This is a genomic window from Nostoc sp. ChiSLP03a (assembly GCF_034531215.2).
Classification (GTDB): Bacteria; Cyanobacteriota; Cyanobacteriia; order Cyanobacteriales; family Nostocaceae; genus Nostoc.
The window spans coordinates 1-11,547 of the sequence record NZ_JAVRBQ020000095.1 but is presented as its reverse complement, the minus strand read 5'-3'; the positions used below and the strand labels follow the sequence as shown (position 1 = coordinate 11,547).

Here is an 11,547-nt window from a genome sequence, read left to right as displayed (position 1 = left end):
CGCTCATGGGGGAAACCCCCAAGACCGCGCTGGCTCCCCTTATAAAGGGGGGAACCAGAAAAACATATCAAAGTCCCCCAATTTATCGGGGGATTTAGGGGGATCTAGATATGTGTAACTTCACATTAAATTGGTATTAGGTGGTAAATCTCGCAGTTTTTTCCTGAGCTGAGGGAAAAAGTGAGTAGGGATATTTGCTTTGCCTTGCACATCTCCAATGCGTTTTGTTATTTTCAAAGACTGATTGAAAAGTGCGTAGGCGTGGCCCGTCGTAGACATCGCTCGGCATAAGATCCTGATTCTGTCATTTAAATTGCTATCAAAATTCATTAACGAAATAAACCAGAACGATTGCGATCGCTTCATCCACATCCCCTTTTTTAGCGTAGATACCTGCCAGACAATGCAATGTCGCCGCTTTGCCTTGGACATCTCCAATGCGTTCTTCTATTTCCAAAGACTGATTGTAGAGTGTAATCGCTTCATCCACATCCCCTTTGTTGGCGTAGATACCTGCCAGTTGGTGCAACGTCGCCGCTTTGCCTTGGACATTGCCAATGCGTTCTTTTATTTCTAAAGACTGATTGTAAAGTGCGATCGCTTCATCCACATCTCCTTTGTTGGCGTAGATATATCCCAGATTGTGCAACGTCGCCGCTTTGCCTTGAACATTACCAATGTCTTCTTCTATTTCCAAAGACTGATTGTAGAGTGCGATCGCTTGATCTACTTCCCCTTTGTTGGCGTAGATACCTGCCAGTTGGTGCAACGTCGCCGCTTTGGTTTGGACATTACCAATGCGTTCATTTATTTCCAAAGACTGATTGTAAAGTGCGATCGCTTTGTCCCATTCTCCCAAATCATCATATATCCAACCCAGATTGTGGAGAACGCTGGCTTTGATTCCTGCTAAATTTTCATCTTCTTCAGTCAACTTCAAAGCTTTTAATAGAAAATCTTGTGCTTTTTGTACCTCACCAATACTCCTGTAAGCAACCCCTAACTCCTGCAAAACAGTAATGCGGGTACGTACATCTGTTGATTGTTCCATTAGCAAGCGCTCAAGTAAATCAATCCGCTCTTGCCTTTCTGGTAAATCTAAACTTCCAATTATTCTCTCGGACTGAATAGTTTTTTCAATAGCCAACTCTTGAGTAGACTTGACTGTTTGAAAATAAAATACTCCTTTTCTCCATGCCCAAAAATCTGGAGCATACTTTGCTAAACGTGTTAGGGCATGATCTGGCAGAAATATCAGTATAGGGTGAGGAACACTATTAGTAAAAGCGTCTCGGACAAAGTTCAAGTCTTGTAGTACAGAGGGATATTCTCCAGATAAACCAATGGACTTTTCTAATTCGATAACAATTAAAACTAATTTTTTATCTGGTTTTAAATGAATTTCTTTTAAATCACGAATAATCTCATCCCTTAAAAAACGTAAATTAGGGTCGGCAAAATTGAGAATTTCAAACTGAATATCATGACATCGAGGATGATTATCCAGGATTTCAATTAAAGTATTTCTATCTTCTGCAAAGTTAACAGCAACAAACCCAATCGTTAACTGAGTGTCAGCAAAGTCAATAAAGGTTAACAATTCCGCTAATGACTGCTGATTTATTTGCACAAAAGTTTCTTTTGCTAAATTCAACTCAGGGGTTACTTGTGGTTGATTTGACTGCTTCTTGGAAAGCATGGATTTGCCTCACAACTGGATTAACATAGTTCCAGCGATTTTTGCCGTTGTACTCAAAAACCCAAAGATTGAACAGCATTAATCTGCCGATTTCATCTTTAGAAACATCTTTGTTAAGATATACCGCAGCCAAAGCAGAATAGTATTCTGTTGATATACTTCGCTCAAAATTAAACTGCTCTTGTTTAATCGCATAAGTAATATCATCAACAGTAACTTTTTCATGCTCGCGAGTTGCTGCTGTAATAAATGCTTTTGATGCTATTTGCATCAATTGACGGATGTGACCGCCGCTTGCTTTTGCTAAATCTACCAATAGTTTACGCGATTCAAACACTGCGTCTACTTCAACTCTTTGTTCAATTAAACTCGTAATTGCTGTTATCCCCTCATCATTATAATCTAGCTCGTTTTTGTCTTTTTCAAACTCATATATGTTGACCATCGGCACAATATTAGGTGTGTCAAAAGTGTTACCCAAATTATTTTCCGAATAAACTATAGAAATTGGCGCTGTATAGATAATCGTACAATGTAGGCTTTGTAATTGAAATGCAGAATCACAAAATAAATGTTTAGCTACATTCGGAGGCACTCTATCTAAGTTATCAAAAATAGTTAAAAATCCTTTTTCGTATTCAGGATATTTTGATTTAAGCTTGACAAAAGCATCACCCAACAACAAATTTATATCTGCTTGTAAACGACCAATATCTTTTTGCAAATTCTGACGAACTGTCTTTCTTTGTTTGTCAGCACCTTTAATTTGAGCTTGTATTTTACTCAATAGCTTTGAAATAAAGGGAATCTTTATTCCTGCTTCTGCCTCAGCACCGATACTTACTGACCTTTCAACTGTTTGTTCAGTTTCTTGAGTAATTTCTTTAAACCAAGACTCAAAATTATTTAAAAGTTTGGCATCAAAATTTAATTCTGATGCGTATAGTACATCAGCAACTTTTTTAATAATTACCAAATATAAATCTGTATATTCTGCATCTAATATATCTAGTTCAGCGTCGGCTTCTATATAAATAACCTTATATTGAGATTCCCATTCTTGCTGAATCTTCCTTAATTCTGTACTTTTACCGCATCCCCGATGTCCAGTAAATAAAAGGCTACAAAATTCTGCGGGTTCCAGAAAACTTAAGCGAGTTTTAATAGTATTAATTGCCTCTGTCTTGCGAACTTTTGATAAATTAACATAATAACGTTCAATGTCTTTATTACTCACTAGAGGAGCTACATCACAAACACGAAAAGCAGCTTTAAGGGTATTAGCACGATTAGCGGGTAAGGAACTCATTAGGTATTATTTATATAAAGAATTTATATATATTACAGCAGCAAAATCTTAAAGCTTCTAGGCGTTAGAGAACTTTTAGAAATCACTAGCGCTCAACCAGAAGTATTGAAGTGGTAGTATGTTCAGGAATACCTGACGTTAGATTACCAACAGAATTGTATAATGTCTCTTGCTCCTTGGCGAGGTGCGATCGCTCATGCACTCTATCGCAACCGCAGCCTTGTTTATGCCCGTTACCTGCAACTAGCAACGCTACAAGCGAATGGTCGTCCCGCTAATCGTACTCTAGTATTTCGCGGCTTTTTAGAAGATACAAACCAGTTAAAATTTATCACCGATAACCGTAGCGCCAAAACCGATCAGATACAGCAGCAACCTTGGGCAGAAATTTGCTGGTACTTCCCCAATACACGAGAACAATTTCGCATCACTGGTTGTTTGGCCCTAATAAGCAGTAATGATTCTGACCAGGTTTTACAGCCAGCCCGGATCGCTATGTGGCAAGAATTAAGTGATGCGGCGCGTTTACAGTTTGCTTGGCCGCATCCTGGTAAACCCAGAGTTGAAAACCCAGAAGCTTTTGCACCACCAGCACCCGAACCTATGCAGCCAATGCCTAATTTTTGTCTACTGCTACTCGATCCGGTGCAGGTCGATCATTTAGAATTACGCGGTGAACCACAAAATAGAAGGTTTTACCAGCGTGATGAAAATCAAGAGTGGTTTTGTGAAGAAATTAATCCTTGAACAATCTTTTCAAATTAAGGAAGAATCTCGACAACTGTACCTTTTTGTACCCATTGATATAGTTCATCTACATCTTTGTTTTTCAGGGAAGGACAACCCAAAGTCCAATTATAGCGATCGCTAATCATGTTATCTCTGCCCACAGGGACACCATGTATCCCAACTTCGCCCCCAATAGGAATATGCCAAGGTAACTTACCACTAGCTTTTGCCTGAAAATACTTTCGCCAAGATCGGGTATTGGGATAGTCAAGCCATAGGAACTTCGACCATTGTGGGTGAGGATAAAGGTCTTTGATTTGCAGAATACCTTCTGGAGTTTTGCTGTCACCCTCTGCTTGTTTGTCGCCAACGGGGTTAGTACCAAAAACTACAGGGTAAGACTTGAGCGGTTTTAGATCATAGTACAGGGTTAGCCTGTGTCTGGATTTTTCAATTAAAAGAGAAATTTTCTTATTGTTATTGGCTGTAGTAACTAATTGCTCAAGAGGTTGGTCGTAATTCAATAATTCGTCTTTGGCTAAGGGAGTATGAAGTTGTGGTTCAGGCTGACAATATTGAAAACACAATACCTGAGTAATTTGCCCCACAGGCATCATTAATCCTAGCCGAACTAATAGTAAATAGAATAAAGAGCCACTTATCAGCACTAGAAGAATTATTAGTATCTTCTGACGATGCAAATGAGTTTTGCTGGGTGGCTCTTTTGTCATTGCCTCAGATTTGTCGCAGCTAAATAGAATTAGACAAAAGTGCAGATTAATTCTTTAAATACCTGCACCATCTAGAAACTCCTGTATTGCCTTATCTTTAAGGCTGCACACAGGAGCATCTTGGGATAAATCAGCTTGCTTAGAAGCTACACAACCTACTAACACAGGAGTTTTTTCTGAAGAATTGGTGCGCTGAAGAGTTTGTATTTGTTCTTCCAGCGCTTCAATCCGGTCTACTAAAGCACGAATTACTTGAGCTTCTGAATCTGGTAAGTTATTGTGTTCAAGAGGTGAAACCCGAACTCCAGAACGATACATAATGCGTCCAGGCACACCTACCACAGTACAGTCTGAAGGCACATCTCTGAGAACCACAGAACCAGCACCAATACGGACATTATTGCCAATTTGGATATTGCCCAGTACCTTAGCTCCAGCCCCAACTACGACGTTTTCACCCACAGTAGGATGGCGTTTGCCACATTCTTTACCAGTACCCCCAAGGGTGACACCTTGATAAATTAGAGCATAGTCTCCGACGATCGCAGTTTCACCAATTACTACACCCATGCCGTGGTCAATGAACACACTTTGCCCAATTGTTGCACCAGGGTGGATTTCAATTCCAGTAAAAAACCGAGCCAAGTGGGAAATCAGGCGCGGAATAAAGGGAAGACCAACACTATACAGCCAGTGAGCCAGCCTATGGAATAACAAGGCTTGCAAACCAGGGTAACAAAATAAAACTTCCAACCAGTTACGGGCAGCTGGGTCACGTTCAAATATGATACGAAAGTCAGCACGCAGTATAGATAGCACGAGATAGCACCCTCGGAAAGCACAACAAGCTACTCTCCCATATTATCCTCTCAGGTGTTACACCTAAAAATTGGGCATGGAGAATGGGGCATTGGGCATTATTTATTAATCACTTAACTCCTAACTCTAACTCCTAACTCCTAATTCAGCACTCTCCACTTCACTGCTGCTCCACTTTCAAAGTATAATCACGCTTGACTCCAGGATTAAATGTACCTACCCAAATCCGATAGGTGCCCTTTTTCCAGTCGCGATCGCTAACGCTAGCATCTTTACTTTTGCCAGTATCATCGCCGCAACGAATTGTTGTTTTATCTGGGCCTTGGATGATTAAAGTGGTATCGTTGTTGTTGCTATCAACTTGGATTGTTAGCTGAGGAAAGTCTTTTTCCAAAACCATAATGTGATCTGGTTTGGAATCGGCAAAGCCAATGCAAGCTTTTTGATCCCGATCGCGGTTACTTATGGCAGACAATGAGTAAGAACCACCTGTAAACCCCTGTACTGTTCCTTGTGCTGAATCAAAGTTTGTTGATAAATTCAAAGTGGCAAAGTTTGCTGTCTGTGCGATTGCAGGGGTAGCTGTAATGGCGGTAAGTATAGCCAACAGCCAACCGCCGCGAAACTGAAGTCGGGGGCGACAGTATTTCATAGCAGCCCTCCAACAGGCTTTTAAATAAGTAGTGATATATACATATTCTAATAAAAAAATTCCAGTGAAATTTCAGTTGGTTGTGCCACAATCAAATGTGCCACAGTTGATGTTTTTGAAAGTGGACTGTTAATTGCTTGGTTATTTCTGGATCTAGACATCAACATTAAATCACTCTCGTTGATAGTAGGCCATTTTGGCAATCAAGCGATTAATTAGTAAATCATACAGAATATCTACCTAAATACTATGGGGGAAGAAAGTAGAGGAGGGAAAAAATTCTTTTCCCTCCTCTAGTTTGAGCTTTTATGAAAATCTCACGAATTATGGAGTTTGAAGAAGACACCACCTTTAAGCGATCGCGTGTCAGTTCCATAACTACTGACTGTGAGCGATTGCAGGTTGTTAAAAAATGGTTTAGCTAAAACTTCCACTAGTTTGAGAATCGGTACTTGACGCTCTAACAAATTCTGGCTCTTTGTCCAATCGAGATATACATAACCTTGGTTTGGTAGGGGAATTGCCGCGATACTATCTTTGAAATTAGGATTGTCAATTATGGAATTATCCTTGGTTGTGAGAATTTCATCGATCGTCTCCAAGTCAGACGCGAAAATTTCGTAATTTCCTAAAGTTGTGTGCAATCCCCGCACTTTTGTTTCAATGCTGAAAGATTCTCCTTCTTTGACATCACTTTTTTTTGTTGCTGTGGTTAACTCTGTCCAAGCAGAGATTTTTTGCTTGGACAGAGTTAAGAAATTAATACTGAGTCCATTGGCTGAGGCGATCGCATCTAAACGAGCAACACCTTTTTCTACACCCTCGGATTTTTCTACTACAAAAATCCAATGAGGAGTTGTTTGCTCTTTTGCAGGTAACAATGCTATGGCATATTCTCCTTGTACCCAGCTAAAAATATCCTCTGGTAAGTTTATACCCCAGCGTTTTTGAACATCTGCCAAAGGTTTTGCTAATCGAGAAACCACATCTTCCTCAGAACCATATATAGTTGCTGTTGCTTGTTTCCAAAGTTTGGCTAAATCGCTGTCAGCCAAGTTACTCAAATTCGAGCCGGAAATTGCTAAACCTGCGGATGCTGGAACATACTGCAATGCTCCCACAGGTTTAGATAGTGGTGCAGATGGAGGGACAATTTCCGATGAAGTCAAAATGGTGGTTTCTGCTAGCAATCCTTGGGGATTCAACACTAAAGATATGATTTGACTGTTATAAAGTTGTTCTGGTAACTCTAACCCTTGCCATTTTGCGACGATGGGAAGATTCAAGAAAGCTACAGCTAATCCCCCTTTGAGTCGTTCTTTGGTAGCTTTTTGGTATTCGGATGAGCTAGTTAAATTCAGATCGGGCGCTTGGACGTTATTGATCGCATCTCTTAGTACTTTCGGATCGTTGGCAAATAAGACGAAGCCTTCACCGACAACAGCACCAGCAAGCAAATCTTGTTCTGGTTGAGAATTGTCAGAAATCAGCTTTACACCTTTATATTGTTCAACAGCTAAGTTTGCACCAGCTAAGGCTCGTTTAGAAAACAACAATTCGACAAACTCGCGGCTTTTCTCTGGTTGCTTGGTTGCTAGTGCTAACAGATATCCTGGTTGCTGTCCGTTTTCTGGGTCGCGATCGATATCTAAGCTAGTTATAGCTAATGTAATTTCGTCCCCTAACCAGGGTTGAATGTCTTGTTTGTAATCTATGCCACTCTTGGCGAATAAACTGGTTTTGAGTTTAGATAGTTCCTCTTCGCGCTCCAACGCCTGCAAACGGTCAGGATTGGTCAATAATGAAACCATTGCAGGAGAAAGTTTCGACACGAATATGGCTGCACCAGGCCCAGAGCTAGAAGCAATGAGATTAGCCGGACTTTTAGCGAAAAACCAGTAAAAGCCTGCGATCGCAATTACTAGCAGGGCGATCGCCCCAGCGACGATAAAACCGATGAATGAACGTTGCCTATTCACATTAAACCTATTAAAAAAGACGATTTACAGCCATTTAAGCAGAAAGCCTAGCAGAATTAATCAACCCTCTTGAGAATGGATACTCATGCAAAGGCAAAGATTTTCTGCCACCATAAATAGGATTAGGACTGTTTATCGGGAATTCTTTTAGTCAACCCATGAACCAAATTAGTGTAGAAGAACTGGCGCAACGTCTTTCTTCTAGTGATGTAAGTATTCAGCTAGTAGATGTGCGTGAACCAGAAGAATTGGCGATCGCTAGCATTGAAGGCTTTGTAAACCTACCTTTAAGTCAATTTGCCGAATGGGGAGATCGAGTACCTACCCTCTTCAATCCCGAAGCCGAAACCTTGGTGTTATGCCACCACGGCATCCGCTCTGCCCAAATGTGCCAGTGGTTGATTGCTCAAGGTTTTACAAATGTGCAAAATATTTCGGGTGGTATTGATGCCTATTCCCAACTAGTAGACCCTTCAATTCCCCAGTATTAGCTTCTGCTCGGATACATCATTCAGATGGAACTTACTCTTCCATCTGACTTTTGCTATGCTAAACATAGAAATACATCAATTTAGAGGCTTGCCGGAAAGTTTGAAATTTGGGCATCACCTACATCTGCATAAAAATGTTGGATTGCTCTAAATTACAGTTCGGCGGTAACCCCTGAAGAAAATACGTATCTAATAATACTGTTGCAAGCAGAAATTTATGCAAAAGTACGGTTAGAAAAAAGCATCGCAAGGGTACATTATAACTAGCAGCTTTTGCAAAAAAATTGAGCTGCTAGTTCAACCCTAATCTTAAAAAAAATGCTTTGTACATAAACTTTAAAAATACTTATCATAATATAATTATATAATTTGATACCTTAATAAATTATTAATATTTTCTGTTTTCGATTAAATCCCCAAATTTCTTGAGAGTTTGATTAAAATTTGCCTTCAGCAAAACATACCATAATGGAAGTTCAGTTAACAAATCGACAACAGCATATACTTTGGGCAACGGTACATCACTACATTGCTACGGCAGAGCCAGTTGGGTCAAAGGCTTTGGTTGAGGAGTACGACCTGGGTGTAAGCTCGGCGACAATTCGCAATGTCATGGGTGTTTTAGAAAAGTCTGGATTGCTCTACCAACCACATACTTCTGCTGGACGTGTACCTTCAGATTCAGGCTATCGCATTTATGTTGACCAGCTAATTACACCTTCTCTGCGTTCGCGCAGCGTGTCGCAAACAGACGCTACGCGTAGCTTGCTTCCACAAAGTGGTACGGAAACTTTAGGGCGAGAAGTAGAGATGGCATTGCAAAAGCAGCTACAGTGGCAAGATCGAAGTTTAGAAACCCTACTGCAAGGAGCCGCGCAGATTTTAGCAACCTTGAGTGGTTGCATTAGCTTGATTACTATGCCGCAAACGACTACAGCGCTATTGCGACATCTGCAATTAGTGCAAATTGAAGCTGGGCGGATCATGCTGATTGTCGTAACAGATGGTTACGAGACACATTCCAAATTGATGGATTTGTCGCCAACACCAGAAGAAACCCAACGAGATTCAGAGGTAATCGATCGCGAGTTGCAGATTGTTTCTAACTTTTTAAATAGTCACCTGCGGGGGCGAAGTCTGTTGGAATTAGCCAACCTCAACTGGAGCGAACTAGATCAGGAGTTCCAACGCTACGGGGAATTTTTGAAAAACTCAGTTGCAGAATTGACTCGTCGCACTCTTGCACCGACTACAACCCAAATTATGGTTCGGGGTGTGTCAGAAGTTTTACGCCAGCCAGAATTTTCCCAGTTACAGCAGGTACAAACAATTATCCACCTGTTGGAAGAAGAACAAGACCAACTGTGGCGATTAATATTTGAGGAACCAGAACCAGAGGATGGTGGTAAACCAAAGGTAACAGTTCGTATTGGCGCAGAAAATCCATTAGAACCGATACGCACCTGCACCTTGATTTCTTCTAACTATCGCCGAGGTTCGATACCCGTAGGAAGTGTGGGAGTTTTGGGGCCAACGCGCCTAGATTATGAAAGTGCGATCGCAGTAGTAGCGTCTGCTGCCGATTATCTCTCAGAAGCTTTCAGTTATTTCAATCCTTAATTAGCAATTAGCGATTAATCTTTAGAAACAAGCCGCTACGCCTCTAGGCGAGCAAACGATACCATAGCAAGTAGATAGCCGTATTTGTAACGGCAAAATCAATAATTAATACTACTTAAATCTTTCATGCTTAGAAAAATTGCCTTTAGTGTACTGTGGCTGGGATTTGTTGTCTATGCTTTTTTCCTCGCGCCTCCTGAGCAACCTGGTACATTCGAGTTAATTAAAAACCTTTCTATTGGGCAATGGGAAGGCATTAACCCGTTAGTCATAGCATTATTCAACCTCATGGGCATCTGGCCTCTTATTTACAGCGCAATAGTCTTTATTGATGGTAGAGGACAAAAAATACCTGCTTGGCTGTTTGCTTCTGTCTCTTTCGGAGTTGGTGCTTTTGCCTTGTTGCCGTACTTAGCCTTTAGAGAACCAAATAATCAGTTTGTCGGTAAAAAGAATATCTTGCTCAAATTACTAGATTCTCGTGTGACTGGTTTTGTATTGACAGTAGCCACAGTTATTCTAGTTACCTACGGTATAAGAGGTGGAGATTGGAGCAATTTTGTGCAAGAGTGGCAAACTAACCGCTTCATCCATGTGATGAGTTTAGATTTTTGCTTACTCTGTCTATTATTTCCCGCATTGCTGGGGGATGATATGGTGCGTCGCGGTTGGAAAAATCCGCAGTTGTTCTGGTTAATAGCCTTGATACCGCTATTTGGGCCATTGGTTTATTTATCTGTGCGTCCACCTTTACAAGAGGTGGGTATAGAGTTCATATCCAAGCAGCCAGCAACGAATTGAAGAATAAAGTGCATTTTCACAATCCAAAATCGTTCGACTGAGCGTAGCCCCACTCCTTCCCTACAGGACGCTACGCGAACGGAGAAGCAAGCTACGCGTAGCTTTTTGCAGGAAAGTCTAAAATCCAAAGTGATATCACCCAAAGTCCCCGCTTTTTCAAAGGTTTGGGGATTTTCTGTGGGTGCGTAAATCCCAAGAGAAAATTTTTTCTGAAAGTCCTTTACAAAACGCAATAAATTCATTAAGATGTGTAACAGGTAGTCAAACCTACCTAATTCATCTGCAAATAATCGCATTTATAAAACAATGACAACAACCTTACAACAGCGCCAAAGCGCCAATGTATGGGATCGATTCTGCGAATGGATCACCAGTACCAATAACCGGATCTACATCGGTTGGTTCGGCGTAGTAATGATCCCCACCTTGCTAGCCGCCACCGCTTGCTTCGTAATCGCCTTCATCGCCGCTCCTCCAGTAGACATTGATGGTATCCGCGAACCTGTTGCAGGTTCCTTGATTTATGGAAACAACATCATCTCCGGTGCAGTAGTACCTTCCTCCAACGCCATCGGTTTGCACTTCTACCCAATTTGGGAAGCAGCTTCCTTAGATGAGTGGTTGTACAACGGTGGTCCTTACCAATTGGTAATCTTCCACTTCCTGATTGGCGTATTCTGCTACATGGGTCGTGAATGGGAACTATCCTACCGCTTA

General features: G+C 41.1%; 10 protein-coding genes and 1 pseudogene. 5 read left to right on the top strand and 6 right to left on the bottom strand.

The window, feature by feature from the left end; all coding sequences use genetic code 11:
* Positions 1-319: 319 nt before the first annotated feature.
* Positions 320-1,699 (bottom strand): tetratricopeptide repeat protein, encoded by a 1,380-nt coding sequence (locus RMY32_RS15545; RefSeq protein WP_322711586.1) that lies wholly within the window; start codon positions 1,697-1,699, stop codon positions 320-322.
* Entirely contained in the window at positions 1,656-2,936 is a 1,281-nt protein-coding gene (locus tag RMY32_RS15540; RefSeq protein ID WP_322711585.1) for an ATP-binding protein, read from the bottom strand. Before RMY32_RS15540 ends, RMY32_RS15545 begins: the two co-directional genes overlap by 44 nt.
* A 234-nt stretch (positions 2,937-3,170) precedes the next feature.
* Here RMY32_RS15540 and RMY32_RS15535 point away from each other — a divergent pair, with 234 nt between their 5' ends.
* Complete coding sequence (locus RMY32_RS15535; protein ID WP_322711584.1) at positions 3,171-3,755, top strand: Npun_F5749 family FMN-dependent PPOX-type flavoprotein; 585 nt, start codon at positions 3,171-3,173, stop codon at positions 3,753-3,755.
* A gap of 14 nt (positions 3,756-3,769) precedes the next feature.
* Here the strand turns inward: RMY32_RS15535 and RMY32_RS15530 are convergent, their stop codons facing one another.
* The 4 genes from RMY32_RS15530 to RMY32_RS15515 all read right to left on the bottom strand — a co-directional run bounded on the left by RMY32_RS15530 (position 3,770) and on the right by RMY32_RS15515 (position 7,918).
* Positions 3,770-4,468 carry a L,D-transpeptidase gene (locus tag RMY32_RS15530; protein ID WP_322711583.1) on the bottom strand — a complete coding sequence of 233 codons (699 nt, stop codon included), beginning with the start codon at positions 4,466-4,468 and terminating at the stop codon, positions 3,770-3,772.
* Between the two features lie 54 nt (positions 4,469-4,522).
* Complete coding sequence (gene cysE, locus RMY32_RS15525; RefSeq protein WP_322711582.1) at positions 4,523-5,287, bottom strand: serine O-acetyltransferase; 765 nt, start codon at positions 5,285-5,287, stop codon at positions 4,523-4,525.
* A 160-nt stretch (positions 5,288-5,447) separates the two neighbouring features.
* Entirely contained in the window at positions 5,448-5,939 is a 492-nt protein-coding gene (locus RMY32_RS15520) for a hypothetical protein (RefSeq protein WP_322711581.1), read from the bottom strand.
* A gap of 317 nt (positions 5,940-6,256) precedes the next feature.
* Complete coding sequence (locus RMY32_RS15515) at positions 6,257-7,918, bottom strand: DUF3352 domain-containing protein (RefSeq protein WP_322711580.1); 1,662 nt, start codon at positions 7,916-7,918, stop codon at positions 6,257-6,259.
* A gap of 158 nt (positions 7,919-8,076) precedes the next feature.
* Here RMY32_RS15515 and RMY32_RS15510 point away from each other — a divergent pair, with 158 nt between their 5' ends.
* The 4 genes and pseudogenes from RMY32_RS15510 to RMY32_RS15495 all read left to right on the top strand — a co-directional run.
* Complete coding sequence (locus tag RMY32_RS15510) at positions 8,077-8,409, top strand: rhodanese-like domain-containing protein (RefSeq protein ID WP_322697507.1); 333 nt, start codon at positions 8,077-8,079, stop codon at positions 8,407-8,409.
* Between the two features lie 468 nt (positions 8,410-8,877).
* Positions 8,878-10,029 carry a heat-inducible transcriptional repressor HrcA gene (locus RMY32_RS15505; protein ID WP_322711578.1) on the top strand — a complete coding sequence of 384 codons (1,152 nt, stop codon included), beginning with the start codon at positions 8,878-8,880 and terminating at the stop codon, positions 10,027-10,029.
* A 126-nt stretch (positions 10,030-10,155) separates the two neighbouring features.
* Positions 10,156-10,830 carry a DUF2834 domain-containing protein gene (locus RMY32_RS15500; RefSeq protein WP_322711577.1) on the top strand — a complete coding sequence of 225 codons (675 nt, stop codon included), beginning with the start codon at positions 10,156-10,158 and terminating at the stop codon, positions 10,828-10,830.
* 306 nt (positions 10,831-11,136) lie between these two features.
* Positions 11,137-11,547 (top strand): annotated as a pseudogene (locus tag RMY32_RS15495) (photosystem II q(b) protein); the annotation flags it as partial.

Bases quoted from the DNA above. Each gene is read 5' to 3' on its own strand.
- RMY32_RS15545 (WP_322711586.1), bottom strand. From the start codon at position 1,699: ATGCTTTCCAAGAAGCAGTCAAATCAACCACAAGTAACCCCTGAGTTG.
- RMY32_RS15510 (WP_322697507.1), top strand. From the start codon at position 8,077: ATGAACCAAATTAGTGTAGAAGAACTGGCGCAACGTCTTTCTTCTAGT.
- RMY32_RS15530 (WP_322711583.1), bottom strand. From the start codon at position 4,468: ATGACAAAAGAGCCACCCAGCAAAACTCATTTGCATCGTCAGAAGATA.
- RMY32_RS15500 (WP_322711577.1), top strand. From the start codon at position 10,156: ATGCTTAGAAAAATTGCCTTTAGTGTACTGTGGCTGGGATTTGTTGTC.
- RMY32_RS15520 (WP_322711581.1), bottom strand. From the start codon at position 5,939: ATGAAATACTGTCGCCCCCGACTTCAGTTTCGCGGCGGTTGGCTGTTG.
- RMY32_RS15505 (WP_322711578.1), top strand. From the start codon at position 8,878: ATGGAAGTTCAGTTAACAAATCGACAACAGCATATACTTTGGGCAACG.
- RMY32_RS15535 (WP_322711584.1), top strand. From the start codon at position 3,171: ATGTCTCTTGCTCCTTGGCGAGGTGCGATCGCTCATGCACTCTATCGC.